This window comes from Pedococcus sp. P5_B7 (genome assembly GCF_054049895.1).
In genome coordinates, this window is the sequence record NZ_JBFULM010000002.1 from 285,924 (window position 1) to 312,279 (window position 26,356).

General features: G+C 71.5%; 26 protein-coding genes. 11 read left to right on the forward strand and 15 right to left on the reverse strand.

The window, feature by feature from the left end; genetic code table 11:
- The first annotated feature begins 62 nt into the window (after positions 1–62).
- The gene (locus tag ACXJKD_RS04165) at positions 63–659 is read left to right on the forward strand and encodes an N-acetyltransferase family protein (RefSeq protein WP_457253145.1); all 597 of its coding nucleotides are present in this window, start codon (positions 63–65) and stop codon (positions 657–659) included.
- Between the two features lie 409 nt (positions 660–1,068).
- On the opposite strand, the gene ACXJKD_RS04170 is transcribed toward ACXJKD_RS04165, so the two are convergent.
- The 4 genes from ACXJKD_RS04170 to ACXJKD_RS04185 form a co-directional block, all read right to left on the reverse strand.
- On the reverse strand, positions 1,069–2,694 hold the full coding sequence (locus ACXJKD_RS04170; RefSeq protein ID WP_457253146.1) for a helix-turn-helix transcriptional regulator: 1,626 nt from the start codon (positions 2,692–2,694) through the stop codon (positions 1,069–1,071).
- A gap of 203 nt (positions 2,695–2,897) precedes the next feature.
- Positions 2,898–4,034 carry a flavin-containing monooxygenase gene (locus ACXJKD_RS04175; protein ID WP_457253147.1) on the reverse strand — a complete coding sequence of 379 codons (1,137 nt, stop codon included), beginning with the start codon at positions 4,032–4,034 and terminating at the stop codon, positions 2,898–2,900.
- Between the two features lie 174 nt (positions 4,035–4,208).
- Positions 4,209–4,820: a dihydrofolate reductase family protein gene (locus ACXJKD_RS04180; protein ID WP_457253148.1), complete on the reverse strand. Its 612-nt coding sequence runs from the start codon at positions 4,818–4,820 to the stop codon at positions 4,209–4,211.
- Positions 4,821–4,900: 80 nt separating this feature from the next.
- Entirely contained in the window at positions 4,901–5,326 is a 426-nt protein-coding gene (locus ACXJKD_RS04185) for an SRPBCC family protein (protein ID WP_457253149.1), read from the reverse strand.
- Between the two features lie 47 nt (positions 5,327–5,373).
- Between ACXJKD_RS04185 and ACXJKD_RS04190 the strand changes: the two genes are divergently transcribed.
- Entirely contained in the window at positions 5,374–6,525 is a 1,152-nt protein-coding gene (locus ACXJKD_RS04190; protein WP_457253150.1) for a winged helix DNA-binding domain-containing protein, read from the forward strand.
- 208 nt (positions 6,526–6,733) lie between these two features.
- A complete protein-coding gene (locus tag ACXJKD_RS04195; RefSeq protein WP_457253151.1) occupies positions 6,734–7,978 on the forward strand; it encodes a CHAP domain-containing protein in 1,245 nt (414 codons plus the stop codon).
- A 62-nt stretch (positions 7,979–8,040) separates the two neighbouring features.
- Here the strand turns inward: ACXJKD_RS04195 and ACXJKD_RS04200 are convergent, their stop codons facing one another.
- Positions 8,041–8,475, reverse strand: a complete 435-nt coding sequence (locus ACXJKD_RS04200) for a LysM peptidoglycan-binding domain-containing protein (protein WP_457253152.1) — start codon at positions 8,473–8,475, stop codon at positions 8,041–8,043.
- 236 nt (positions 8,476–8,711) lie between these two features.
- Between ACXJKD_RS04200 and lexA the strand changes: the two genes are divergently transcribed.
- Positions 8,712–9,437 carry a transcriptional repressor LexA gene (gene lexA / locus ACXJKD_RS04205; protein WP_457253154.1) on the forward strand — a complete coding sequence of 242 codons (726 nt, stop codon included), beginning with the start codon at positions 8,712–8,714 and terminating at the stop codon, positions 9,435–9,437.
- A gap of 96 nt (positions 9,438–9,533) precedes the next feature.
- Here lexA and ACXJKD_RS04210 read toward each other — a convergent pair whose 3' ends face one another.
- Together ACXJKD_RS04210 and ACXJKD_RS04215 are read right to left on the reverse strand one after the other, a co-directional pair.
- On the reverse strand, positions 9,534–9,947 hold the full coding sequence (locus tag ACXJKD_RS04210; RefSeq protein WP_457253155.1) for a DUF4259 domain-containing protein: 414 nt from the start codon (positions 9,945–9,947) through the stop codon (positions 9,534–9,536).
- A gap of 71 nt (positions 9,948–10,018) precedes the next feature.
- Positions 10,019–10,552 carry an N-acetyltransferase family protein gene (locus tag ACXJKD_RS04215; RefSeq protein WP_457253156.1) on the reverse strand — a complete coding sequence of 178 codons (534 nt, stop codon included), beginning with the start codon at positions 10,550–10,552 and terminating at the stop codon, positions 10,019–10,021.
- A gap of 18 nt (positions 10,553–10,570) precedes the next feature.
- Here ACXJKD_RS04215 and ACXJKD_RS04220 point away from each other — a divergent pair, with 18 nt between their 5' ends.
- Positions 10,571–11,233 carry a class I SAM-dependent methyltransferase gene (locus tag ACXJKD_RS04220; protein WP_457253158.1) on the forward strand — a complete coding sequence of 221 codons (663 nt, stop codon included), beginning with the start codon at positions 10,571–10,573 and terminating at the stop codon, positions 11,231–11,233.
- 231 nt (positions 11,234–11,464) lie between these two features.
- The gene (locus ACXJKD_RS04225) at positions 11,465–12,262 is read left to right on the forward strand and encodes an SGNH/GDSL hydrolase family protein (RefSeq protein WP_457253159.1); all 798 of its coding nucleotides are present in this window, start codon (positions 11,465–11,467) and stop codon (positions 12,260–12,262) included.
- A gap of 8 nt (positions 12,263–12,270) precedes the next feature.
- On the opposite strand, the gene ACXJKD_RS04230 is transcribed toward ACXJKD_RS04225, so the two are convergent.
- Positions 12,271–13,131 carry an NAD-dependent protein deacetylase gene (locus ACXJKD_RS04230; RefSeq protein WP_457253161.1) on the reverse strand — a complete coding sequence of 287 codons (861 nt, stop codon included), beginning with the start codon at positions 13,129–13,131 and terminating at the stop codon, positions 12,271–12,273.
- Positions 13,132–13,162: 31 nt separating this feature from the next.
- A complete protein-coding gene (locus ACXJKD_RS04235; RefSeq protein WP_457253163.1) occupies positions 13,163–14,443 on the reverse strand; it encodes a patatin-like phospholipase family protein in 1,281 nt (426 codons plus the stop codon).
- Between the two features lie 139 nt (positions 14,444–14,582).
- On the opposite strand from ACXJKD_RS04235, the gene ACXJKD_RS04240 reads away from it, so the two are divergent.
- Complete coding sequence (locus tag ACXJKD_RS04240) at positions 14,583–15,512, forward strand: LysR family transcriptional regulator (RefSeq protein WP_457253164.1); 930 nt, start codon at positions 14,583–14,585, stop codon at positions 15,510–15,512.
- A gap of 27 nt (positions 15,513–15,539) precedes the next feature.
- Here ACXJKD_RS04240 and ACXJKD_RS04245 read toward each other — a convergent pair whose 3' ends face one another.
- The 6 genes from ACXJKD_RS04245 to leuS form a co-directional block, all read right to left on the reverse strand.
- Positions 15,540–17,924, reverse strand: a complete 2,385-nt coding sequence (locus tag ACXJKD_RS04245; RefSeq protein ID WP_457253165.1) for a ComEC/Rec2 family competence protein — start codon at positions 17,922–17,924, stop codon at positions 15,540–15,542.
- Positions 17,921–18,106 (reverse strand): ComEA family DNA-binding protein, encoded by a 186-nt coding sequence (locus ACXJKD_RS04250; protein WP_457253166.1) that lies wholly within the window; start codon positions 18,104–18,106, stop codon positions 17,921–17,923. The genes ACXJKD_RS04245 and ACXJKD_RS04250 overlap by 4 nt, the downstream gene beginning before the upstream one ends.
- Positions 18,107–18,148: 42 nt before the next feature.
- On the reverse strand, positions 18,149–18,994 hold the full coding sequence (locus ACXJKD_RS04255; protein WP_457253167.1) for an SLBB domain-containing protein: 846 nt from the start codon (positions 18,992–18,994) through the stop codon (positions 18,149–18,151).
- 75 nt (positions 18,995–19,069) lie between these two features.
- The gene (gene plsY, locus ACXJKD_RS04260) at positions 19,070–19,705 is read right to left on the reverse strand and encodes a glycerol-3-phosphate 1-O-acyltransferase PlsY (protein ID WP_457253168.1); all 636 of its coding nucleotides are present in this window, start codon (positions 19,703–19,705) and stop codon (positions 19,070–19,072) included.
- Positions 19,702–20,565: a DegV family protein gene (locus tag ACXJKD_RS04265; RefSeq protein ID WP_457253170.1), complete on the reverse strand. Its 864-nt coding sequence runs from the start codon at positions 20,563–20,565 to the stop codon at positions 19,702–19,704. The genes plsY and ACXJKD_RS04265 overlap by 4 nt, the downstream gene beginning before the upstream one ends.
- Before the next feature lie 23 nt (positions 20,566–20,588).
- The gene (leuS, locus tag ACXJKD_RS04270) at positions 20,589–23,486 is read right to left on the reverse strand and encodes a leucine--tRNA ligase (protein WP_457253171.1); all 2,898 of its coding nucleotides are present in this window, start codon (positions 23,484–23,486) and stop codon (positions 20,589–20,591) included.
- Positions 23,487–23,809: 323 nt separating this feature from the next.
- On the opposite strand from leuS, the gene ACXJKD_RS04275 reads away from it, so the two are divergent.
- The 4 genes from ACXJKD_RS04275 (at position 23,810) to ACXJKD_RS04290 (ending at position 26,320) form a co-directional block, all read left to right on the forward strand.
- The gene (locus tag ACXJKD_RS04275; RefSeq protein WP_457253172.1) at positions 23,810–24,364 is read left to right on the forward strand and encodes a hypothetical protein; all 555 of its coding nucleotides are present in this window, start codon (positions 23,810–23,812) and stop codon (positions 24,362–24,364) included.
- 85 nt (positions 24,365–24,449) lie between these two features.
- The gene (locus tag ACXJKD_RS04280) at positions 24,450–24,947 is read left to right on the forward strand and encodes a hemerythrin domain-containing protein (protein WP_457253173.1); all 498 of its coding nucleotides are present in this window, start codon (positions 24,450–24,452) and stop codon (positions 24,945–24,947) included.
- 3 nt (positions 24,948–24,950) lie between these two features.
- Entirely contained in the window at positions 24,951–25,685 is a 735-nt protein-coding gene (gntA, locus tag ACXJKD_RS04285; RefSeq protein WP_457253174.1) for a guanitoxin biosynthesis heme-dependent pre-guanitoxin N-hydroxylase GntA, read from the forward strand.
- A complete protein-coding gene (locus ACXJKD_RS04290; protein ID WP_457253175.1) occupies positions 25,682–26,320 on the forward strand; it encodes a DUF1989 domain-containing protein in 639 nt (212 codons plus the stop codon). The genes gntA and ACXJKD_RS04290 overlap by 4 nt, the downstream gene beginning before the upstream one ends.
- The last annotated feature ends 36 nt before the right edge of the window (positions 26,321–26,356 follow it).

Genomic DNA, 26,356 nt, shown 5'->3' on the forward strand with positions numbered 1-26,356 from the left:
CGGCGGAGGGTGCTTTGGCGCTCAGTCGGCGCAGTGTCACCGCACGGTGGTTGGCTGGGCTCATGCCCGAGACGTGGGAGACGCACCCGGTGACGCCCGACCGGTTCGAGGACTTCGCCGACGTCATCAACCCGAACCGCCGCCCCACCCACTGCTGGTGCCTGTCCCACCGCATCCAGGCCAAGGAGATCACCGAGCTCGGGGGCACCGGCACGGACGCCCGCGAGAAGGCGATGCGGGCCCTCTGCGCGCGCGAGCACCCGCCGGGCGTCGTCACCTACCTCGACGGCGAGCCGGTCGGTTGGTGCAACATCGGCCCGCGCTCGGAGATCCCGCGGCTCGCACAGTCGAAGCTGATGCTGCCGGTCGACGACGTGCCGGTCTGGAGCATCGTCTGCGTCGTGGTGCGCTCCGGCTTCCGCAAGCGCGGCGTCACCGCCCACCTCATCGAGGGTGCGGTGGAGTATGCCGCGGCCAACGGCGCGCCCGCGGTCGAGGCCCACCCGGTCGATCCGGGCGACAAGCGGATGGACCTCACCATGGCGTTCGTGGGCACACGAGCGATGTTCGAGAAGAACGGGTTCTCGGTCGTGGGGACCACCGACGCGGTGGCGAGCAAGCTGCCGCGACTGGTGATGCGCCGCGAGCTCGGGTCCTGAGGGGCAGGCGTGGGTGCCGGTCGGCGACCCCACCGCACGTACCAGCCGAGCATCAGGCCGGTGCTCAACAGGTAGAAGGAGTGCAGCACCCAGAGCGGGCCGGGCGGGAGGCTGAATACGTAGACCGAGTGGACGGCGTTGCCGACGTTCGCGAGCGCGAGGTTGCCGAGGCTGTACGACGACAGGTCGCGGCTGCGAGCGGCCTTGACCAGCATGGGCAGCACGCTGCCGGCGAAGATGGTCGTCGAGACCATCCCCGCGAGCAGTGGCAGCGTGGTGTGCATGGCTCTGACGGTAGGAGCGCGGGGCGTCGGCCCTCATCGGTGCGACGGCCCATCCCGTTGGACGAGGCCGTGGGTCGTTCTACCCAGCGGGCCGTGCTAGCCAGCGGCCCGTGCCCCTCGTCTCCTCAGGCGAGCTCGTGCTCGAACGCGTAGGCCGCGGCGGCGGTCCGGGTGGTCACGTCGAGCTTGGTGTAGATGTTGCTCAGGTGTCGGGCCACGGTCTTGTGGCTGAGGACCAGCTCGGCGGCGATCTCGGCGTTGCTGCGACCCGAGGCGAGCAGCCGCAGCACCTGCACCTCGCGCTCGGTGAGCCCGCCGGGCAGCTGGGTCGGGGCCAGCAACCGACGCACTGCCTCCGCGTCAGGCACGGCCCCCAGACCGGTCAGCGTCGACAGCGCGGCCCTCAGCTCACGGCTCGCCGACTCGGCGTCGCCGAGCTCGCCGAGGCACCGACCGAGCTGACCCTGTGACCGCGCGGCCCGGTAGGGACAGCCCAGCTGCGACCACGCGCTGCGGGCGGCCCGCAGGTGGGGCAGCGCGCCCGCGGGGTCGCCTACAGCGAGGCGCAGCAGGCCGACTGCGTCCCGCGACTCCGCCGTGACAGCAGCGCAGCCGAAGCCCTCGGCGATCGCGGCCAGCTCGGTGGCGCACTCGAGGGCACGCTCGACCTCGCCCACCGCGAGCAGCACCTGCACCGCCGCCGGCAGCACCCGCGCCCTCCCCACCGGCCCCTCCGTCTCGGCGAGCAAGCGCACCACCGCGGCGTGCGCCACCTCCTGGCGACCCTGGGCGAGCCACAGCAGCGCCAGTCCGGGCTGCGGCTCGAAGCCGTAGGTGGCGGCCTCGGTGTAGGCGGCGTCAGCGGCGGCATACTCCCCCTGCAGCCGCAGCACGCCGCCGCGCTCGGCGAGCGCCAACCCGCTGGCCTCGGTCGCCTGGGCGCGCACGTAGCGCTGCAGGGCCAGGCCGAGCTCCTCCAAGGCCTCGGCCCACGCCCCACGCAGGGCCATGATCTGGCCGCGGTGCACGGCGCACTGGCCGGCCCAGGGCACCAGCCCGGGCTGGCGGTCGCACCACACGGTGAGCGCATCGGTCCACTCCGCCGCCCGCCCGAAGTCCGACACCTCCTGGCAGCCCTCGATCATCAGGCAGTAGATGTCACCCGCCCACACCGGCGCCACCTCACCCGAGGCCACCGCAGTCATCGCCTCGTCGAACAGCACCAGTCCCTGCTGCACCGAGCCCGACATGAGCGTGAGCCGGCCCTGCGCCGAGAGGCCCAGCGCGACGAGGTCGGCATCCCCGAACCGGCGACCGACGGCGGTCGTCTCCTGCGCACAGGTCAGCGCCTGCGGCCACTCGTGCTGGTCGATGTGGCGGTACATCTGCAGGTGGGTCAGGTAGCCGCGCTCCACCACGTCACCCGCCTCGGCGAGCAGGCCCTCCGCCCGCACGGCCCACCCGCCGGCGACCGACAGCTCGCCCACCCGCGCGTGCACCATGGCCAGCCAGACGGCGGAGTGGGCCGCTGCCGCGGAGTCCCCCGAGTCGACGTGGGTCCTGAACGCCCGCTGCAGCGCGGCCACGCAGTCCTCGCGACGCCCGAGCAGGTATGCCGTGTAGGCCAGCCGGGTCTGGTCGGCAGCATCGAGCGCGTCGGGTTCGACGTCGGACCAGGTCTGGAACGCGGCGACCCAGTCGCCGCGTTCGTAGGTCTCCCGCGCCCGGATCAGCTCGTCCACGACGCCCATCGCGGTACCTCCACCTCGGAGGATACGCGCGACGGGGCGACTATGGATCGGCCTGACGGACGACGCCGATCGGAGGCCCTGGTGAGGCTGTCAGACCGGGCTCGGGCTCGCGCTCCGGCTCGGCCTCCGGCTCCGGCTCGGTCTCCGGCTCCGGCTCGGTCTCCGGCTCGGTCTCCGGCTCCGGCTCAGGCTCCGGCTCAGGCTCAGGCCGCGAGCCGGCCTGCCCGGGGGGCGCGGGCGGCATCGGTCGGGGTGGCACCGCGGGTGGCCCGGCGGGCGATCTCCTTGGCGACGTAGGCCGCGTCGGCTCCCACCCCGCCGATCAGCATCGAGCGGAACGAGCTCTGCATCGACAGCCCGCAGAAGTACAGGCCCGGCGCGTCCTGCACCACACCGCGCAGCTCGCGCGGCCAGCCGTCCTCGCCGACCACGCCCGCGACATCGATCCAGCCGAAGTCCTGGGTGAAGCCGGTCGCCCACACCACGGACGCCACGTCGACGACCCGGCCGCCCGCGAGCACCGGTCGACCACCCTCGACACCGGTCACGCGCTCCTCCACGCGTTCGACGCCGCGCCCCTCGAGGTCCGCCACCTTGACCCGAAGGGCCGGACCGCCGTGGAACCGGATCTCCTGCATCTCCTTGCGGCCCACCGGAGTTCGCCGGTTGATGACGTGTCCCCAGACGAACCACAGCACCGGCATCGCCATCCTGAACCGCCGCGAGCCGTGCGGCACGGGGATCTCCCCACGCGAGGCCCCGGCCAGGATCGTCGAGTGGTCGGGCGCCACCTCGTAGGCCACGTCGAAACCGGAGTGGGAGGCGCCGACGACGAGCACCGGTCCGTCCGGCAGCTGCGACGGACGGCGGTACTCGCTCGAGTGCAGCTGCACGATCGCCGGGTCGAGCTCGGCCGCGAAGTCGGGCACGTGCGGCCGGCGCCCGAAGGTGCCGGTGGCGACGACGACGTGGTCGGCCAGGTAGTCGCCGCTGTCGGTCTCGACGAGGTACCCGCCCGTCGTCGCCGCAGCCAGCCGGCTCACCCGGGTGTTGAGCCGCACCGGCAGGGCGAACTCGCGCGCATAGGTCTCGAGGTAGTCGGCCACCTCGTCCTTGCCCGGGAAGTGCCACGGGTCCGCGGGGAAGGCCAGGCCGGGCAGCGAGTCGTGCTTCGCGGGGCTGTAGAGCCGCAGCGAGTCCCACTGGTTCCGCCACCCGTCGCCCACGCGGGCGCCGGCGTCGACGACCAGACAGTCTCGTCCCGACTGCTTCAGCTGGTATGCCGTGGCGAGCCCAGCCTGCCCGGCGCCGATCACGATGGTTTCTAGGTGAGTGCTCATGCCCTCGACGGTAGGAAGGGGGGCCGGCCGCCCGCGTCGGTCGAACCGCCCATCCGCACGACGGGTGGCATGGGCAGATCGACCCACTCCCCACTTCTGGCCACCCGTGCCGGGTGTGCGCCCCGTTCCGGGCGCTCCCTGCCGCACCGGTGGCCAGAAGTCGGGGAAGGACGGTCAGGGCTTGGTGACCTCGTAGTCGATGAAGGTCGCCAGCGGCGACTGCCGGACGCCCTTGGGGGTGAGCTCGATGTCGTGGTCGAAGCCCTCGAACAGGAGCTTGCCGCGGCCGAGGATCACCGGGGCCACGATGATGCTGAGCTCGTCGACCAGCCCCGCGGCGAGGGCCTGGCGGATGATGTCCGCTCCCCCGCTGAGACTGACGTCCTTGTCCCCGGCGGCAGCCTTGGCCCGGTCGATGGCCTCCACCACCCCGTCGACGAAGACGAAGGCGTCGCCCTCGGGCTGCTCCTCGGGACGGTGGGTGACGATGAAGGTCGGGACGCCCCACGGGTTCTGGTCGCCCCAGTGCCCGGCCGCCTCGTACATGGTCCGGCCGGCGACGGAGGCTCCGAGCCGCGCGAAGGCGGCGTCCATGTACTCCTTCTCGACCCCGCCCAGGTCGGCGCCCGGCGCCCCTTCGGGCTCGGCGTCGTAGGACCACGGTCCGCCGAACACCCAGTAGTGCAGCCGCTCGCCGCCTTCCCCGAGTCCCTTGCCCGGGCCGTCGTCGGGACCGGTGATGTAGCCGTCCACCGAGGTCGTGATGCTCGCGCACACCTTGGTCATGTCTGCCTCCTGCTGTCGTCGGAAGTGGTGGTGCTGGCAGTCGTCCTGTCAGCCATACCGACCCACCGAGCCGACCGAACTCATCGGCGCCCTTCGCAGCGAGCCTTCAGCCCGGCCGCCTCGGTCGCGAGGTAGCGGTCGGTCAGCCCCCGGTAGAACCGCCCCATGAACGACCCGAGCCAGCCCGCCTGCTCGACGGACAGCCGCACCCGCGAGCCACCGCCGGAGAGCGGCTCGATGCTGTGCCGAGCGGTGGTCAGCACGCCGGGACCGGTGGCCACCCACGTGAACGAGCGCCCCGGCTCGAGCTCGGTGACGACGTACTCGGTCTCCGGCACCTTCGGCTGGTTGATCTTCGCCCGCGACCCCGGGCGCAGCGGACCCTCGTCGAGCCGGCGCACCCAGGTGACGGTGTCGGTCCAGTCCGACCAGCGCTCCACGTCGACCATCACCTCCCAGACGCGCTCGGGCGGTGCGGCGATCTCCACGGTCGTGCTCTGTTCCATCACCCCATGGTCGCGCACCTGTCGGCGGTCTTCGAGAGGATGGCGCCATGGACTCCTCCCGCGTCCTCGCCCAACGCCTGGCGACGCAACGGCTGTCGTCGGCGCCAGCCCCCAAGGCGGCCGACGTGGTGCGGCTGCTCACCTGCGTGCAGAGCCAGGAGCGCGACCACGCCTTCTTCTCGCTCGGCCTGCGCTCGCGCAATGGCACGTATGCCGCGGTGCAGCGCGAGTTCGACTCCGGCGCCTTCCTGCGCACCCACATCCTGCGGCCGACGTGGCACTTCGTCGCGCCCGAGGACCTGCGCTGGATCCTCGACCTCACCTCGCCCCGCGTGTTGTCCAGCATGGCCGCTCGGCACCGACAGCTCGGGCTCGACGACCAGCGCCGCATGTCCGACGGCCTCGACGTGCTGTCAGAGCTGTTGCAGGACAAGACCTTCCGCACCCGCCCTGAGCTCAACGACGAGTTCACCAACCGCGGGTCCCCCATCAAGCCCGGCGAGCAGCTCGGCCACCTGCTGCTCGTCGCCGAGCTGAGGGGCCTGGTCTGCTCGGGGCCCATGAAGGGCGTGCACCACTCCTATGCGCTGGTCGACGAGGTCGTGCCGCCGACCCCCACGCGCACCCGCGAGGAAGCCGTGGTCGAGCTCGTCCGGCGCTACGTCGCGGGCCACGGACCGACCACCATCAAGGACTTCACCCGCTGGGCGACCCTCACCGTCACCGATACCAAGCAGGCGCTGGCCGAGATCGGCGACGACCTCGAGGAGGTCGAGGTCGACGGCATCCCGCACTGGTTCGACCCCGCCCAGGTGCGCCGGCGCAGCCCGGCCGCCCCCGCGGCATACCTCTTCCCCACCTATGACGAGGTGGTGCTCAGCTATCCGCAGGTGAACTTCCCGTCCCTGCCAGACCATCCCTACGCCGAGCACAACGACCCGTTCTGGGCCTGGGTGGTCCTGGAGTCGGTGAACGTCGGACTGTGGAAGCGGACCGTGCGCCCCGACGTGGTCGAGGTGGAGGTGCGGCTCGCTCCCGGCGTCACGACGGCGGGACGCACCCAGGTGCGCAGGGCGGCCCAGCGACTCGCGCACTTCCTCGGCCGCGACCTCTCCTACGTCGAGAACGAGGGCACCCCACACCTCTGGGGCGGCGTGCAAGGGCACCCGGCACGCCGACCGCGCCGGGCCGGCCGCTGAGCAGGGCCGCCCCGGCGTCTCGGCCGTTCGGCCGATGCCCCATGGCCGTCCTGAGCACGAGCCGTCGAATTACACGGACGGTGTTCTCCGGGCAAATGGGACAAGAGGATCCGCCGTAGGGCACCCTGTCGAAGGCCCCCCGACCGGGCCCCGTTTCCGCCGAGCACCATCCGGCACCCCGCCCGGTCCCCCCAACCCCCGGGAAGTCATGCGACGTCACCTCCGCCGCGCTGCCGCACGCCTCGCCGCGCTCGCGCTCACCGCCAGCGCAGCAGTGGCCTTCACCGCCACCGTGGCAACGCCGGCGCACGCCGAGACGATGGTCCGGGAGTGCAAGGCGTCGAACGTCTCGTGCATCGCCTTCTCCGGGTATGCCGGGAAGCCGATCTGGGGCTACCCGGTCAGCTCCTCGGGCAACAACTGCGTCAACTACGTCGCCTACCGACTGGCGCGCAACGGCGTCGCCCAGCAGAGCGCGATGGGCAACGGCGGCAGCTGGGCGGTCAACGCCACCAAGCGCGGTTTCAAGGTCGACAAGACGGCCACCGTCGGCTCGGTGGCGCAGTGGGGCTACGGCAGCGCCTACGCCCCCAGCTACGGCCACGTCGGCTACGTGGAGGAGGTGACGGCGGCCTACATCGTCATCTCCGACTCGTCCTACGGCGGCGGCTACTCGTCTCGCTGGCGGGTGCCCCGTGGTGACCGCAACTGGCCCACCACCTTCATCCACTTCAAGGACAAGGCCTACCAGCCCCCGCCGTCGGGCAGCTTCATCAAGGTCCGTGAGACCTCTCAGGCCTTCCGCCTCGTGGGCAAGTCCCCGGTCTACGTCTCCACCTGGGCCGCCTTCGGCGGGATCCAGCCGACCCACCTGGTCTCCAGCACCTCGCTGGCCACGCTGCCGATGCGACCGGCCGAGGGCACCTTCATCAAGGGCGCCCAGCGCAGGGAGGCCTACCGCATCGTGGGCGGCGCTCCGGTCATCGTCACCTCGTGGACCGTCTTCGGTGGCACCAAGCCGACGGTCGTGGTCGACCAGAACGCGATCGACCGGGCCGGCTCGGGCGGGGTCTGGAACCACCTCAACGCCGTGCCCGCCGACGGGACGTTCATCAAGACCGCACAGCGGCTGGAGGCCTACCGGATCAGCGGTGGCGCACCGATCGCGATCAGCTCCTGGGCCAACGTCGGCGGGTACAAGACCCCCCTCTACGTCGACCAGCTCGCGGTGGACCAGGCCGGCTCGGGCCTGAAGTTCAACCACCTGCGGTTCCACCCCAAGGACGGCACCGTCATCACGGCGCTCCCGGGGACCGCGTCCTACACGGTCACGGCGGGGGTGCCGATCCGCACCACCACGACCACCTCGGCCGTGGGCGTCGACCAGGTCGCCATCGCGAAGGCAGGCGACACGTCAGCCATCCGCTGGACCCACTTGGCCAAGGCCAGCTGACCTGGTCGGACCTACCGACCGGTCAGTGGGCCGCGGGCCGTGGGACCTCGACCGACGCGCGCTCAGCCGACCCGCGGGATGAGCAGCGTCTGACCTGCGTGGATGTCGCTGCCGGTCAGGTCGTTCGCGATCTGGAGCTGGGCCACGGCCTCGGCCATCGGCAGGTGCGGAAGCTGCTGCGTGGCGATCTCGGAGAGGGTCTGGCCGGTGCCCACGGTGGTCGAGTGGTCGATGACGGTGGCGGAGGCTCCGCCGGAGAAGAGCGCGACCGCCAGGGCGACCGCCGCCACGACGACGGTGAGGGTCAGCGCCAGCCGACCCGCGCGGGTGATCCGCAGCGGCGTGGCCGGCACCTGGGGGACCGCTGCCCCGGTGGGCACCGAGACCAGCTGGGGGCGAGCCGGGCGAACGGGGACCCGCACCGGTGCGGGGGCGACGTCCCAAGCGACTGCTGCACTCATCTGGTCCTCCATGGGGGCGGTGAGCTGGGGGCTCATGGTTGCGTTCATCGAACGGGTGTGCGAAGAACTGCCTGGGTGATTTCTAGCACGCATGTTCGAACGGATCAAGACACGCGTCGAACACATGTTTGGCACAGACGTTCGAAGGCCATACGCTGTGTTCATGCCCCAAGCACATCAGAGGCCACTGACAGCCCACCTGTCACAGCCGCTGAGTAGCCCGGCACACGGCATCTGACCTGCACCTTTATCGGCTCAAGTGAGGAAGCGGCATGAGCGACGACAACGTCAAGGAACTGCCCGACCGCGATCGCGGCGACGGTCTGACCGTCCGGCAGCGACGGGTGCTCGAGGTGATCCGCAACTCGGTCGACCGGCGTGGCTACCCGCCGAGCCTGCGCGAGATCGGCGAGGCCGTGGGGCTCACCTCCCCCAGCTCGGTGGCCCACCAGTTGTCGACCCTCGAGCGCAAGGGCTTCCTGCGTCGCGACCCCAACCGACCGCGCGCCATCGAGGTCGTCTCACCCGACTCGCCCGCCGACATGCGGGGCTACCGCGGCGGCGCCAGCGTCGAGGACGAGACCGCCACCTACGACGAGACCGGGATCAACGACCGCCGCCCTGAGGCGTCCTACGTGCCGGTGCTCGGTCGCATCGCGGCCGGTGTGCCGATCCTGGCCGAGGAGACCGTCGAGGACGTCTTCCCGCTCCCCCGCCAGATCGTGGGCGAGGGCCAGCTCTTCCTCCTGCAGGTCGTCGGTGACTCGATGATCGAGGCCGCGATCTGCGACGGCGACTGGGTCGTCGTCCGGCAGCAGCCCAGCGCCGACAACGGCGACATCGTGGCCGCGATGCTCGACAACGAGGCGACGGTCAAGACCTTCAAGCGCAAGGACGGCAAGGTGTGGCTGATGCCGCACAACGCCGCCTTCGACCCCATCGACGGAGACCACGCCACCATCCTCGGCAAGGTCACGGCGGTGCTGCGCCGCATCTGACCTCGACCCTCAGGTGCCGGCTGCACCGTGTGCCGCGGTACGCCCCGTGCGTGCCGCGGCACACGCGTGTCGGGGCCCCGCCGGCAGGGATAAGGCTCAGTCACCCAGGGCGTCGAGCAGGTGGGTGACCTTGGTGGCGAACCGTTCGCCACCGTCGCCGTCGGCCCACAGCTCCCAGAGCTCGTTGTCGTCGGACTTCAGGGCGCGGTGCAGGGCCTTCGTCGCGAGCTCCTCGAGCCGCTCGTCGACCTCGATGGGGTCCTCGTCGATCCAGCGCGGCACGTTCCGCTCCCCGATCACCGCCTCGAAGTCGTCACAGGCGGCCACCACCGCGGCGGCCGCCACGGCCTCGGACATGGTGGGGGCCTCGATGTAGCCGGACGCACGGACCACCCGGGCGAGGGCGGTCTCCACCTTCCGGCGGCGCACGTCCTGCTCCGACTCCTCGAGCTCGTCGAGGAAGTCCAGTGCGTCGTCGTTCTCGAACGGCCCAGCTCCGATGGCGCCCATCTCCGAACCTCCACAGCCTGCGACAGGGGTGCAATTCCGAGAGTGCCGCGCAAGGGCGCGACACGCCAGCCCTAATCCGTGGGGCTCATCCGTTGGTACCACGCAGTGTCGACGTAACGACCGAACTTGTGCCCCACCTCCCGCAGGACCCCCACCCGTTCGAAACCGGCCGCCAGGTGCAGCGCCACGCTCGCGTCGTTCGGGAGGGCCACCACGGCCACCTGGGTGTGCACGCCGGGCGCGGCGTCGAGCCGCGCCAGCAGCGCGGCATACAGGGTGCGGCCGAGGCCGCGACCCCGCGCGGTCTCGGCGAGGTAGACCGAGACCTCCTTGGTGCCCGCGTAGGCGGGCCGGGGGCGGAACGGTCCGGAGAAGGCGTACCCGAGGAGCTCGTCGGCGGCCGTGCAGGCGACCAGGACGACGTTGCCCTCGTCGACGGCGGCGAGCTTCTCCCCGAGGTATGCCGCGCCGCGCGGCTCGGTGTCGAAGGTCGCCAGCGAGGTGCGCACCTGCTCGTCGTAGACGGCGGCCATGGCCGGCAGGTCGGCCGGGGTCGCGTCGCGGACGACGATCGCCGGGTCCTCGGCAGGGACGAAGCTGCTCATATCGGCGATGCTAGGGGGATGAGCGACGGGCACCAGCACTCCGACAGGCACGGCTCGACCGACGGACCGGCCCTGCCCGACCCCGACCGGGGCACCCCCACGACCCGTCAGGCGCTGTGGGACGAGCGGTATGCCGCGCACGAGCACGTCTGGAGCGCGACCCCCAACGCCGAGGTGGAGCGGATCGTCGGCGGGTGGCCCCCGGGTCGGGCGCTCGACCTCGGGGCCGGCGAAGGTCGTCACTCCGTGTGGCTCGCGTCGCTGGGCTGGCGGGTGACGGCCGTCGACTTCTCGTCGGTCGGGCTGGCCAAGGGGGAGAAGGAGTCGACGCGTCTCGGCCACCGCATCGACTGGGTCGTCGCGGACGCCCGGTCGTGGCACCCCGCGCCCCAGGTGCTCTACGACCTCGTGCTGGTCTCCTACCTGCACCTCCCGTCGGACGTCGTGTCCCGCACCCGCAGCTGGCTGGCTCCCGGTGGTGCGCTGGTGGTGGTCGGGCACGGCCTGCGCAACCTCACCGAGGGCGTCGGTGGGCCGTCCGACCCCGCCCTGCTGCACTCCCCCGAGCAGCTGCGCGAGGCCGCGGGCGACCTGGTGGTCGAGCGCTGCGAGGAGTACGTGCGGCCGACCGAGCAGGGCGACGCGATCGACGTGGTGCTGGTCGCCCGACGGCCGGCCTGACCGCCGACTGCCGGTCACCTGCCGGGGGTCACGCCGGGCGGGTCTACGCCAGGTGCGGGAGGGCTGCCGCGGGACACGGTCATACCGTGGACCGCAGAGTGGCTCGTCGCTGAGGAGGGATCCGTGCGCCCGCGATCGTCGTCCTCAACAGCTGCAGTGCTGGCAGTCCTCGCGCTCTGCTCCTGCAGCGGTGGGGCTACTCCGACAGGGTCAAGCGTCGACCGCTCGCGGGTGGCAGCAACCACCTCGGCGACCGGCGCGCCGTCCGGCGTGGACGCGGACCACCCCGAGGGGGTGATCGCCCTGGGCCACTCGGGAATGACCGGCTTCCAGTCCGATCCCGCAAACCCCGGTGAGAACGTCGTCGACAACTCGTGGGCCACGGGCACCAACCCCGAGGTCAACAGCGTCTACGAGAGGTTGGTTGCGGTCCGTCCCAAGACGCAGGGCTTGGTGGCCAACGTGTCGCGCAACGGGGAGAAGGCCGATGGGCTGGAGTTCCAGGTGCCCGCCGCGTTGGCCATCGTCCCGACACCTTCGCTGGCGCTGGTCATGATCATGGACAACGACATCCGTTGCGACGGAACCGATCCCGCACACCTCCCGGAGTTCCGAGCGCAGGTGAGGTCTGCCGTGCAGTCCATCGTCAAGGCGTCCCCCAAGGTGACGGTCGTGCTGGCGACCGGAGCCGGTCGCCCGGCCGACTACGCCAGGGCGATCGCCACCCTCCCCACCACGCCGGTGGACCTCGTGGGGCAGGAACCGTGCGCGATGTTCTCGGCCAACAAGAAGGTCAACACGGCCGAGGTGAGACGGCTGACGTCACTCATGGAGGCGTACGAGGCGGAGCTCGACCGGGCGTGTGCAGGAATTCCCCAGTGCCACACCGACGGTGGCGCGCTGGCCCGCCACCCCGGCGATCGGCTGGAGGAGCTGGGCAACGACCTCGGTCACCCCTCCGTGCTCGGGCACCAACAGTGGGCGGCGGCGATCTGGCCGGCGGTGGCCAAGGCGATGGGCCCGGGCTGAGCCGGGCGCTAGGCAGCCAGGCGGTCGAGCAGAGCGGCCAGCGTCGGGCCCAGTGGGGCATCCACCTGCACCGAGGCCTGCTCGTCACCCCGGGTGGGACCGCGGGTGATGATGGCGACGGGGATGTCGAGCGCCGCGGCTCGGCGCACGAAGCGGTAGCCGCTCATCACCTTGAGACTGGACCCCAGGACGACGAGCGCACTCGCCTCCTCGGTGAGCCGGAAACACTTCTCCACCAACGGTTTCGGCACCGACTCCCCGAAGAAGACGACATCGGGCTTGAGGGTGTCGTGAGCGCAGACGAGGCACAGCGGGGTGCGGAAGGCCTCGACGTCGAGCTCGTTGAGGACGATGTCACCGTCCGGCCTGATCTCGTCGCTCGTCACCGTGTAGGTCGGGTTGGCTTCGCGCATCCGCTCGTCGAGGTCCCACCGGGAGGACCGGTCGCCGCAGGTGAGGCAGACGACCCGGGCGAGTGACCCGTGCAGCTCCTCGACGTCAGTGGCGCCGGCCTGCTGGTGGAGGCCGTCGACGTTCTGCGTGATGACGGGTCCGACCAGCCCGCCGCGCTGGAGGCGGGCCACGGCCTCGTGGCCGGAGTTCGGCTGGGCCAGGTTGAACCGCTGCCAGCCGACGTAGCTGCGGGCCCAGTAGCGCTGTCGCGCCTGCGACGACCCGAGGAACTCGGCGTACTGCATGGGCGTGACCCGGCGGGTGCCGTCCGGGCCCCGGTAGTCGGGGATCCCGGAGTCGGTCGAGATGCCCGCACCAGTGAGGACGAGCACGTTGCGGCGCTCGAGCAGCGCCGCGACGGCGTCCAGCTGGGTGGTCGCGGCAGCAGTCGTGGTCACGGAGGCCGGGCTCGTCACGTGGTTAGCGTACGTCGGCGGGTCCAGCGCGTCAGGACCGACCGAGCAGCCGGCGCTTGGCGGAGTCGACGAGGGCCGCGGCGGCGACCGCGGCGTCGGCGACGTCGTCGTGCGGTGGGACCGCCGGGGCGTCCCGGGTGACCAGCTCGGGGCAGTGCGCGCTGACCTGGGCGTCGGCGATGAGGTAGCCGTGGCGCTCCAGCACGTGTTGCTCCCCGGTGCTGAACACGTCGAGGTCGGTGCGGACCGCGTTGACCAGCTCGGTGGTCTCGCGGGGGTAGGAGCCCTCGACGACGGTGTCGAGCGCCCACGACGTGCCGTGCAGCGCACCGCGGGCATAGCCGGCGTGGAGCCAGCGGCTGCGGACCGACTGACCGCCGTTGGTGGCGATCCCGAGGATGCGCAGCGTGCGGCCGACGACCGTGCGTTCGGTGCGGGCTCGGAACACCCCACCCCCGTCGCTGACCAGGACGGTGGCGTGGCGCTTCCAGACCGGCTCGAGGCCGAGGTTGTCGTAGACGCCGCCGTCGGTGAGCCGGACGCGGCGCATGATCGAGGCGCGCTCGTCGTCGGACTCCAGCCCCTTCTTCCCGCCGGTGAGGTGCATCGCGACCCCGTCGAGGACCATCGGGGCGAAGAACGGCGGAAAGGCACACGAGGCCGCCACGACGTCGGCGAGCCGCAGGTCGGCCGGGGGCGCGGCATACCCGACGCGGTAGTCGCCGACTCGCCCGTGGGGTCGGTGGGCCGTCGGGCCCTCGAAGACCCAGTCCACGCCGTAGCCGATCTCGGTCGCGCAGGTGACGACCGCTGGACCCGAGTGGGCGTTGTCGCGCAGCGGCGTCGACCACCACGTCACGGCATCGGCGAGCTCGTCGGCGAGCGCCCGGATGGCGGCGTCGCGGGCCGGCCACTTCCACGGCCTGAGCGTGGACAGCAGGGCGGGCGTGCGGATGTTGCGCGAGGTCAGTCGGGTCAGCGGGTCCGCGACGAAGTCCTCGAACCCACCGACCACCCCGCCGTCCCGGGGGAACTCGAGCCTGGGGTCGGCGAGCAGGTTCGCGACGATCGACCCTCCGGAGACACCGCTCACCGTCGTGAGCTGCGACAGCACGCCCAGCTCGTTGAGCCGTCGCACGGCCCCGAGGTGGAACAGCGCGGCGCGGTAGCCACCACCGGACAGGCAGAGCGCGGTCCCGTCCCGCCCCGCCGCCGGCGCGTGGTCCTGACCGGGGTGGTCACCCGGCGCGAAGTCAGGACTGAGGGTGTCGCCCTCGGTCGCGTGGGTGGTGGAGGTCTGCTCGGGCTGCATCGTGCTCCCGATGAAAGCAGAGCCCGGTGACACCTGCCCGTCGGCGGGAACGACGCCACGACCACCCGCGCCGGGGCCGGATCCATCACGACCCACTCAACAACTAACCATCTGGATAACGAACGGTTATGCTTCCTCCATGATCGACGCCGCAGGTCTCCGTGTCATGAAGGCCATCTCCGACGAAGGCAGCTTCACCGGTGCTGCCCTGGCGCTGGGCTACTCCCAGCCCGCGATCTCCCAGATGGTCCGTCGGCTCGAGCAGCGCACCGGCACCGTGCTCGTGGAGCGGATCGGGCGCAACGTCCGCCTCACCGAGGCCGGGCAGGTGCTGGCCCGGCACGCCGTCGCGGTGCTGGCTGCGCTGGATGCCGCCGAGGAGGAGGTCGCGGCGATCGCCGGCCTACGTGCCGGACGGGTGCGGCTCATGGCGTTCCCGTCGAGCTCGGCCACCCTCGTCCCCCGGGCCCTGGCGCTGGTCAAGCAGCGGTTCCCCGACGTGCAGGTCACCTTCACCGAGGCCGAGCCCCCTGAGTCGCTCGCCGCGCTCAAGGCGGGCGAGTGCGACCTCGCCGTCGCGTTCGCCTACGAGGGCACCGACGTCGGTCGCGGCGAGGAGGACATGGACCTCTTCGTCACCCACAAGCTGCTCGACGACGAGGTGCGCCTCGCCCTCCCCCGCGCCCACCCGCTCGCGACCGAGGACATGGTCGAGCTGTCCGCGTTGGCGCAGGAGAACTGGATCGCCGGGTGTCCCCGGTGTCGTGGCCACCTCCTCCAGATGTGCGCGAACGCCGGCTTCTCGCCCCACGTCGGCTTCGAGACCGAGGACTACGTCGCGGTGCTGGGCCTGGTCGCCGAAGGCCTCGGTGTCGCCCTCATCCCCGACCTCATCCTCCGGACCGCCCACCACCACGACGTCGTCACCCTGCCGATCAACCCCGCCTCGCGACGGTCGGTCAGCGTCGTCACCACCGCCGACCTCCAGCGCGTGCCGGCCGTGCAGGCCACCATCGACGCACTCGTCGAGGCCGCCAAGGCCAAGCCCCGGGTGCTCGCCAGCACCTGACCTGCCGGGTCCACCAGCCGCCGGCGCCTAGCGTCGACGCCAGGTGACGCCCACGTCGTCATCGACGGCGACGACGGCCACGTCGCCGCGCTGGTCGGTGCGCAGGACGGCATACCCGTTGCGGCGCAACACCTCCAGCGCCTTCGGTGACGGGTGGCCGTAGTCGTTGTCCTTCCCCACGCTGATGACCGCGACCGGGGCGCGCACCTCAGCCACCAGGGCCTCGTCGAGGTTGCCCGAGCCGTGGTGCGCCACCTTGACCACGTCGAAGCCGGCCGCCCGGGCCGCCATCGCCGGGTCGCGACGCAGCTGGAGCAGGAGGGCATGGGCCGCCTCGCGTTCGACGTCTCCCAGGAGCAGCAGGTCGACCGGGCCCGAGCGCACCGCGAGCACCACACTGGCGTTGTTGGGCACCGAGCCCGCGGCGATCCTGCGGGCCGGCCACCACACGTCAGCCGTCACCCCGGGCCAGCCCAGGTGGTCACCGGCGACGACGTCGCGGATGGGTATGCCGCGGGCCCGGGCCAGTGACTCCACCTGCGACCACTGGTAGGCGGGTTCGCGCACGGGGGTGGCGAGGATCTCGCGCACCTCGCGGCCGGCCAGGGCGCCGGGCAGCCCGTCGACGTGGTCGGCGTGGAAGTGGCTCAGCACCACGGAGTCGAGCACGCGCACCCCGAGTCGCCGGAGGCACGCGTTGACGGTCGTAGGATCCGGGCCGACGTCTACCAGCACGGCATGGCCGGGCGTCGTGGCCAGCACCAACGCATCGCCCTGCCCCACGTCGCACGCCACGAAACGCCATCCCGCGGGTGGCCAGGTGACGGCGGAGGTCGGCGCAGCGGCGGCGAGCACGAGGACGAGCACGGCGGCGGCGAGCACCGGGTGGAGCCGCGCACGGTGCGCCCACCACCGGCCGCTGAGCAGCACGAGGACCGTGACCAGGGTGAGCAGGAGCGCACCCACCGCCCCGTCCGGCCACGGCAGGGTGCCGCCGGGGATGGTCGCACAGGTGCGGGCCACCTTGGCGATGCCGAGGGTGGGCACGGCCCCGACCCAGCAGAGCAGCCGGGCACCGAACGGCCAGAGGGGAGCCAGGCCAGCGGCAGCCACGCCGGTGACCGTGGCGGGCGCCACCAGGGGCGCGGCCAGCAGGTTGGCCAGGATGCCGACGACCGAGACCGAACCCTGCAGGAGGACGACGACGGGCGCGCACATCGCCTGTGCCGCAATGGGAATCGCGATCGGCGGACCCCAAGAGCTGATCCGCCGCGGCAGTCGCCGTCCGATGGCGTCGCCCCACGTGCGCGTGAAGAGCAGCAGGCCGAGCGTGGCGAGGGTCGAGAGCGCGGAGCCGTAGGACCGGCTGAGCCACGGGTCGACCACGAGGAGCACCACGACGGCCGCGGAGAGGACGGGCAGGCCAGCAGCCCGCCGCGAGCGGCTCAGCCCGATCAGCCCGATGGTGCCCATCGCAGCGGCCCGCACGACGCTCGGCTCCGGTCGGGCGAGGACGACGAATCCGGCGAGGACCGTGACGGCGACCCACGGCCTCAGGCGGCGCCGGACACCGACGAGGGACGCACCACCCAGCGCGAACGCCAGCACGATGGCCACGTTGCTGCCCGAGACGGCCGAGAGGTGCGTCATCCCGGTGGCGAGCATGGCGTCGGTCAGGTCGGGCGGGGTGCGGCTGGTGTCGCCGATCACGAGGGCCGGGAGCAAGCCCCGGGCATCGGGCGGCAGGGGCGCGGCCGCGTCGCGCAGCCCAGCCCGCAGGTGCTCGGCCGCCCTCGCGACAGCACCGGGCGCGGACAGGGACCGGGGCTCGCCCCGGGGTCGCAGCACTGCGACGACGTCGTCGCCGGGCTCGGACTCGAGCAGGGTGCCCTTGACCGTGACACGTTCGTGCCAGTGCACCCGTTGCCACGCGGTGTCGCCCATCACGAGCACGGGAGTCGACACGCGCGATCGCCTCCCCCGACCGCTGACTTCCTCGACCCGCATGACCAGGCGCACCGTGGCGCCCTCCAACCGCCGGCCACCGACGACCACGGGGTCCTTGGTCACCACGCCGGAGAGCTCGACCATGGCACGCTCACGGGCCAGCGCCCGCACCGGACCGGCCTCCCGCGCCGCGCTGTGGCCGGCGGTCGAGGCCAGCACCAGGGCTACTGCTGCCGACCCCAGGGCCAGCAGTGCGCCCACGCGGCCGAGCCGTCCCTGCGTTGTCGCCCAGAGCACGAGGACCGCCGCCAGCAGGCTGCCTCCGGCCGCGAGCGCCACAACGCGCGGGCTGAGCCCGAGGGTGCAGGCACTGGCCGTCCACGCGGCGAGCGCGGGGACGAGCAGCCTCAGGTCGAGGTCGCGCTGGTCGTCGTCAGGCGCAGCGCCTGTCCGCCGCCGGGTCACACCGTCACCTTGGGCTGGAGCGCAGCGAAGATCTTCTCCCCGATGCCGCTGACCTCGCCCAGCTCGTCGACCGAGGCGAACCGGCCGTGCTCGGTGCGCCAGTCGATGATCCGTTGCGCCAGGACTGGTCCGACTCCCGGCAGCTCCTCGAGCTCGGCAGCCGAGGCCGCGTTCAGGTTCACCTGGCCGGCGGTCCCCGAGCCAGCTCCTGAGGCTCCGGCTCCCTATCCCCCACCGCTGGACCCCGCAGACCCCGCAGTCCCCGCGGATCCTGCCGCGGAGGCAGCTCCCCCAGCACCACTTCCCCCTCCACCGCTGGCCAGCACCTCACCCGGCTTCGGCACGTGGATCTGCTCTCCGTCGACCAGCGGTCGGGCGAGGTTGATGGCGGCCAGGTCGGCCCCCTTGCCCGCGCCCGCCTTGGCCACTGCGTCAGCGACTCGCGACCCCGCGGGCATCGTGAACACCCCCGGTCGCTTGACCTGTCCGACGACGTGCACGGTCACCGTCCCGACGGCAGGAGGCCCGCCGCCTCCCGAGGCCGTGCTCGACGAGGCGAACACGCTCCCGCCCGGGTGCTGGTCACCGAGCGCGGACCCTGCGGCCGAGGGCGCGACGACCTGCGGCGTGCTGGCCGCCCTGGCCCAGGCGACCCGCACCCCGAACGCCACCGCAGCCACCAGGACGACCAGGAGCAGTCCGGCTGCGGCTGCGCGAGGTCCGCCGAGGCGGGCCCCCCGCAGTGACGTGGGGACCGTCAGGAACCGCGGCCCGGGCGGCACGGGCCGCCGGTGCCGGCCCGCCCGCGCCGGACGGTCCGGCTGGTCGGGGCGGTCCGACCGGTCAGGGCGCCCCGTGCGGTCCACTCGGTCCACTCGGTCCACGCGGCCCGGGACTCTCGCCGGCTCGGCCGCGGAGGCCTCGACCCAGCTCCGCTCGGGAAGCCACGGCACCACGTCGCCCACCGGACGACCCGGCTCACCGAGCGCCAGGGCGCGTCGGCCGTCGGTGGACTCCAGCAGGGCACGCACCCGGGCCGAGGGCTCGGACGGTCGGCGACGGGACGGCATACGGACACGGTAGGAAGCCCACCACCACCGCGACAGGACGCGGTCAGCGAGCTGTGGACGAACGCTCGCCGGACCTCAGCCTGTGGACGAGGCGTCGCGTCGCGCGGAGATCCACAGCTCGATGTTGCGACGGTGCCGGTAGATCACGACCAGCGCGAGGACCACGCACCAGGCACCGGTCTCGCGCGTCCCGAACGGCACCCAGCGCAACCAGGTCAGCACCCCGAGCAGGAGCAGCAGCAGGCAGGCGGACACCGAGGCCCCGGCCACCCACCGCATCCGCCAGACGAGCAGCCCGAACACCACCGCCATCCCCAGCCCGAACCACGGCTGGACGGCCAGGATCGCCCCGAGCGAGGTGGCCACCCCCTTGCCGCCCTGTCCCCTCAGGAACGGTGACCAGATGTGGCCGAGCACCACGGCGAGCCCGACGAAGAGCGCGGTGACGGTGCCGAGGAGCTGCTGCGCCGCGAGCACGGGGAGGAGGCCCTTGAGGACGTCCAGCACCCCCACGACGACGCCCCAGCGGGCGCCGAGGACCCGCCCGGCGTTGGTGGCCCCGGGGTTGCCCGACCCGGAGTGTCGTAGGTCCTTGCCGAGGAGCTTCGCGAGGATCGTCGCGGGGTTGACCGCCCCGACGACGAAGGCCGCCAACGACGCGAGCACCGCCTCGACCAGCTCCCCCGTCGACACGTCCGCGACTGCGGTCATGACGCAGGCCGTGGCGACACCGCGACGGCGATGGTCCCCGGCCCCACATGGGCCCCGACCACGGCGCCCAGCTCGACGACTCGCACGTCCCCGTCGTCCGGGAGCTCGGCGAGGCGGGCGGTCAGCCGCGCGGCCAGGTCGTCGGCCCGGGACTGCGAGTCGAGGTGGTGGACCGCGATGTCGACGGCCGTCTCGGCCTTCTGGACCGCCGAGACAGCGAGCTCCTCGAGCCGAGCGAGGGCGCGCGACGACGTGCGCACCTTCTCCAGCGGGCGGATGTGCCCGTCGACGAGTCCGAGGATGGGCTTGATGGCGAGGGCGGACCCCAGGAACGCCGACGCGGAGCCGATCCGACCACCCCTGCGCAGGTGCTCGAGCGTGTCGACGTAGAACACGACGGTCGATGCCTCCGCGCGCGAACGTGCTTGTGCTGCAACGTCTTCCAGCGACCCGCCGTGTTCGGCCAGCTGCGCTGCGGACACCACGGCATACCCCATGGCCATGCCCAGCGAACGCGAGTCGACGACCGTGACCGGCACCGGAGACTGCTGTGCGGCGAGGTGGGCGGACTCGACGGTCGAGGACATGTCGGCGGAGATGTGCACCGACACGATGCCCTCCGCTCCCCCGGCTGCCGCCTTCTCGTAGGCGTCGAGGAAGGCCTGCGGGGACGGTCGTGAGGTCGACACCGGCTTGAAGGAGCGCAGTGCCGCCGCAACCTCCGCCGTGGTGATGTCCACACCCTCGCTGAACTCCGTGCCACCGACGATGACGTGGAGCGGCACGACCTGGATCGAGTGCGCGTCGACGACCGAGTCCGGCAGGTATGCCGTGGAGTCAGTGACGATCGCGACGCTCACCTGCGCAGGCTATCGGTGCGGGGTCAGAGCGGGACGATGTTGACGAGCTTGGGCGCTCGCACGATGACCGTGCGGATGCCGGCCTCCGTTGCGGCGACGACCTTGGGGAGCGCCAGCACCTGCTCGCGCAGGGCGTCCTCGGTGATGTCGGCGGGCACCTCCAGCCGGTCGCGCACCTTGCCCTTGATCTGCACGACGCAGGTGACGGTGTCGTCGACCAGCAGTGCCGGATCGGCCACGGGGAAGCTCTCGAACGTGATCGACTCCTCGTGGCCCAGCCGCTGCCACAGCTCCTCCCCGATGTGCGGGGCCAACGGAGCGACCATGACCACCAGCTTCTCGGCAGCCTCGCGTGGCACCGCGTCGAGCTTGGTCAGCGCGTTGTTCAGCTCGATCAACCGCGCGATGGCGGTGTTGAAGCCCAGCGTCGGGAAGTCCTTCGAGACCGCATCGATGGTGCGGTGCAGGGCCCTGGCCGTCGCATCGTCCAGCGGCGCGTCGACGACCCGCACTTCGCCGGTCTCCTCGTCGATGACGTTGCGCCACAACCGCTGAAGGAACCGCTGGGCACCCACGACGGCGCGGGTCTCCCACGGCTTGCTCAGCTCCAGCGGGCCCATCGACATCTCGTAGACCCGCAGGGTGTCCGCGCCGTACTGCTCGAACATCTCGTCGGGGCTGACGACGTTCTTCAGCGACTTGCCGATCTTGCCGTACTCGCGGGTGACCGACTGGCCGTTCCACGCGTACGTCACGTCGCCGCTGTCCGGGTCGGTCGCCTCGACGACCTCGGACGCCTCGACCGGCTGGCCGCGGTCGTCGCGGTAGGCCGCCGCCTGGATGTAGCCCTGCGAGAAGTACTTCCGGAACGGCTCGTCGCTGCTCAGGTGGCCCAGGTCGTGCAGCACCTTGTGCCAGAACCGGGCGTAGAGCAGGTGCAGCACCGCGTGCTCGACGCCACCGATGTAGAGGTCGACGCCACCGGGGTCGGTGACGCCGGCGGGGGCCGTCGCGACCGGGGTCGACTGCGGGCCCATCCAGTAGGCCTCGTTCTCCGGGTCGACGAACGCCGCGTCGTTGGCGGGGTCGAGGTAACGCAGGTAGTACCAGCACGACCCGGCCCAGTTGGGCATCGTGTTGGTCTCACGGCGGTACTTCCGCACGCCTCGGCCGTCGCCCAGGTCGAGCTCGACGTTGACCCACTCGTCGACGCGCCCCAGCGGCGGCTCGGGCTGGCTGCTCGCGTCCTCCGGCTCGAATGTCTTGGGAGAGTAGTCAGGCACGTCCGGCAGCTCGACCGGCAGCATCGACTCGGGGACGGCGTGGCTCACCCCGTCCTCGTCGAACACGATCGGGAACGGCTCACCCCAGTAGCGCTGGCGGCTGAACAACCAGTCGCGCAGCTTGTAGCTCACCGTCGGCTGCCCGAGCCCCTGGCGCGCCAACCACTCGATGATCGTGGCCTTCGCCTCTGCCACACCCATTCCGTCGAGCGACACCTCGTCGTTGGCCGAGTTGATCGCCGGGCCCTCCCCGGTGAACGGCTCGTCGTCCGGGTGGCCCTCAGACGGCTGCACGGTGCGAATGATCGGCAGCCCGAACTGCTCGGCGAACTCCCAGTCGCGGTGGTCCTGGCCGGGCACCGCCATGATGGCTCCCGTGCCGTAGCCCATCAGGACGTAGTCAGCCATGAAGACCGGGATCCGTTGGCCGTTCACGGGATTCGTCGCGAAGGCCCCCGTGAAGACACCGGTCTTGTCCTTGCCCTCGGTCTGGCGCTCCACCTCGCTCTTGCGCGAGGCAGCCAGCCGGTATGCCGCGACCGCGGCTTCCGGGGTGGCCGCACCACCCGTCCAGCTCGGGTTGGTGTCGGGGGCCCAGTCGTCCGGCGGGACGATCTCGTCGACCACGGGATGCTCCGGCGCCACCACCATGAAGGTCGCCCCGAACAGCGTGTCGGGCCGCGTGGTGAAGACCTCGATCGAAGCGTCGCGGTCCACCACCGGGAAGGAGACGCGCGCACCCTGGCTGCGCCCGATCCAGTTGCGCTGCATGGCCTTGACCTTCTCGGGCCAGTCGACGCGGTCGAGGTCGTCAGCCAGCCGGTCGGCATACGAGGTGATCCGCATCATCCACTGGCGCAAGTTGGTCTTGTAGACCGGGAAGTTGCCGCGCTCGGAGCGTCCGTCGTTGGTGACCTCCTCGTTGGACAGCACGGTGCCCAGCCCGGGAGCCCAGTTGACCGGCGCCTGCGAGGTGTAGGCCAGCCGGAAGTCGTCGAGGATCTCCGACCGCTCAGCCGGTGACAGCTCGGACCAGCCCTGACCACTCGGGGTGGGACGGTCGCCGGACACGAACTGCTCGACCAGCTCACTGATCGGGCGAGCGCGTCCCGCGCCACCGTCGGGCCGCCTGGCCTCCGGGTCGTACCAGGCGTCGTAGATCTGGGTGAAGATCCACTGCGTCCACTTGTAGTAGCGGGGGTCGATCGTGGCGATGGTGCGCCGGTCGTCGTGACCGAGCCCCAGCCGGCGCAGCTGGCGCTTCATCACGACCATGTTGTCCTCGGTCGTCTTGCGCGGGTGCTGACCCGTCTGCACGGCATACTGCTCGGCCGGCAGCCCGAACGCGTCGTAGCCCAGGCAGTGCAGGACGTTCTTGCCGGTCATCCGGTGGTAGCGCGCGAAGACGTCGGTGGCGATGTAGCCCAGCGGGTGGCCGACGTGCAGCCCCGCGCCGCTGGGGTAGGGGAACATGTCGAGGACGAGCAGCTTCTCGCGGCCGGCGACCTTCTCCGGCTCGGCCCACGGGCCCGCGGGGTTGGGCGCGTGGAAGGTGCCCTCCTCCTGCCAGCGGTCCTGCCAGGCCAGCTCGATCTGCTGGGCCAGCTCGGCGGTGTAGCGGTGCGGCGTCTCGCTCATCTCATCCTCGTGTCTGATGGTGGTGCCATCCCCGGTCGTGGCTCCCGACCACCGTGCTCACAGGCTGGGTCGTCCGACAACTGAGCCGTGACACAGAAGAACCCCTCACACAGGAGGGGTTGGCCGCGGTGACGTGGACGGGTGATCCAGATCGTCAACGCGGCTCGGGAAGAAGCAGCGACCGTGCCATGAGAGGAAGGCTACCGCAGCGGTCGGCGCATCAGCCATGTCACCCCTCTGGGCGTCCGCACGCCCGTCGACCTCATCCCCGACTACGCAGATCGGACGATCCCGCGGATGATGCGAGGTCGTACGTTCGGTCCATGGGAAGCAGCGGCCCTCTGGACGTCGTCCTGCGACGCGCTGCACCGGTGTTCGGCGCAGTGGGAGGGCTGTGCTTCTTCGGTTACTGGTTCGTGCGGGCCCGTGAGGTCAGCGTCTCACCGGTCGCCGCCGCCCTCCTCGATGTGGCCACCTTCCTGTTCCTCGGCACTGCGGTCCTGGCGCACCTGGTTGCCCAAGGCCTCGGTCCGGGCGCCTGGGTGGGTTGGGCGGGCGTCACCGCGCTGCTCCAGGGGCTGCTGTTCTCACCGCCCGCCGTGTGCTGTGGGCTTTTCCTCCTCGGGGTCTCGATCGCCCGGTCGGGGGCCCATTCCCGCATCCCGGGGGTGATCATGGCGACGAGCGGCTTCGCGCTCCTCTGGACGTTCTACTACTCGTCCGGATTCGGCCGCGGCCATGCCGAGATGGGCCTGGTGGGCAAGGCCGTGATGGGTGCGGCGCTCGTCGGTGTCGCGGCCTCGCTGGCTGACCTGCTCGTCCTGGAGCACGGCCCTGAGGGTCGCGTCGGAGAGCCCCATCACGTCGGACGTGCCTGACCGGTTTGCCGGGCGACCGCCGGGGGTAGGACGCAGGAACACCGGCGCGCACCTCGCGCTGGTCCTCACACTGCCAGGAGCCCTCGTGTCCACCGACGCCATCGTCATCCTCCGCGACGACCACAAAGAGGTCCGCGGCCTCTTCCGCGAGTTCGAGAAGTCCACGACAACGAAGGCCCGCAAGGGCACCATCGTGAAGAAGGTCATCGAGCTGCTGACCGTGCACACCTACATCGAGAACGAGGTGATGTACCCGGAGGTCCGCCGGCTGCTGCCCGAGCTCGAGGACGACGTGCTGGAGTCCTACGAGGAGCACCACGTCGCCGACGTGCTGGTGATGGAGCTCGCTGCTCTCAAGCCCGGGGACGAGCGCTTCGAGGCCAAGACGACGGTCCTCATCGAGAACGTCCGGCACCACATGGACGAGGAGGAGCAGGACTGGTTCCCGAAGGTGCGGGAAGGACTGGGGCGCAACCAGCTCCAGGACCTGGGCGCTGCGCTGCTGGCCGCCAAGAAGAAGGCGCCGCGCTCGCCCGCGCAGCCCAGCGCCCTCAAGAAGGCCGTCGACGCGGTGGTGTCCTGAGACGTGGCGCAACCGGCCGACGAGGTCCAGGAGCTGCCTGAGCTCCTCGAGGACCTCGCCCTCTCCCACGACGCCGACACGCCTCCGGACGAGATCGCCGAAGGCCTCGAGTCGATGGTGCTGCACCCCGACTACCCCTGCCTCGGCGCCCGCTCGGTCTTCAACCGGGACCGGGCCACCGTCGTCGTCCTCGAGCGGCTGGCCACCGAGGAGAGCACCCAGGCGTTGCTCCGTGCCCTGACGGACTTCGGTCGCGAGACCGACCGCACCGCGGGCTTCGCCTCCCTCGTGGCGGTGTTCCGGGCAGTCGAGATCTCGAGCGAGCCCGAGTTCGAGACCCTGCTGTGGCGACAGCTGGAGCTGCTCCACGAGGCCGACAGCCAGCCGTGGGACCCCGGGGTGTCTGACGACCCCGACAACCCCCACTTCGCCTTCAGCGTGGGTGGGACGGCGTTCTTCGTCGTGGGTCTGCACCCCCAGTCGTCCCGCATGGCCCGACGGACACCGCTGCCCACCCTCGTCTTCAACCTCCACGACCAGTTCGAGGAGCTCCGTGCGTCAGACCGGTTCGAGCGGATGCGTGACACGATCAGGCGCCGTGACACCGAGCTGCAGGGCTCGCTGAACCCGATGGTCGCCGACCACGGGCAACGCTCTGAGGCACGGCAGTACTCGGGGCGGTCAGTGCCCCAGGACTGGGAAGCGCCGGCCAGCTTCGACGAGGAGAAGCCCGCATGAGTGCAACGACCCTGGCACCCCAGACCGGCACCGGCTTCCTGCTCCGGGCGGGCGAGGTGCTCACGGTGGTCGACCCGCAGGGCGGACAGGTCAGCGACCTCTTCTGCTTCGCGGCCGACGACCACGACGAGAAGCTCTCCAGCGGCAGGACGATCGACTACGCCAACACGATCTTTGTCACGACTGGGCACACCCTCTACAGCAACCGCAGCCGCCAGATGCTGACGGTGGTCGGCGACACCTGCGGCCGGCACGACTTCCTCCTGACGCCGTGCAGCCAGGACACCTTCGACCTGCTCTACCCGGAGTTCGACGGCGCCTACCACCCGAGCTGCCTCGAGAACCTCTCGACCGGGTTGGCGCCGTTCGGGGTGCGACCGGACGAGATCGGCACCACCCTCAACATCTTCATGAACGTGTGGCCCGAGCCGGGTGGGGAGCTGCACATCGACCCGCCCACCTCGCTGGCGGGCGACCGCTTCGTGGTGCAGGCCGAGATGGACCTGCACGTCGGGCTGACGGCCTGCTCTGCCGAGAAGTCCAACGGCGGCGTGTGCAAGCCCATCGAGTTCTCCGTGACGCAACCTCACGACGGGATTTCCACGACGGCCGGGGCCGCGAGGTCAGGGGCATGACCGGACCCCTGCCCACGGCGGAGGTGCGCCTCGTGG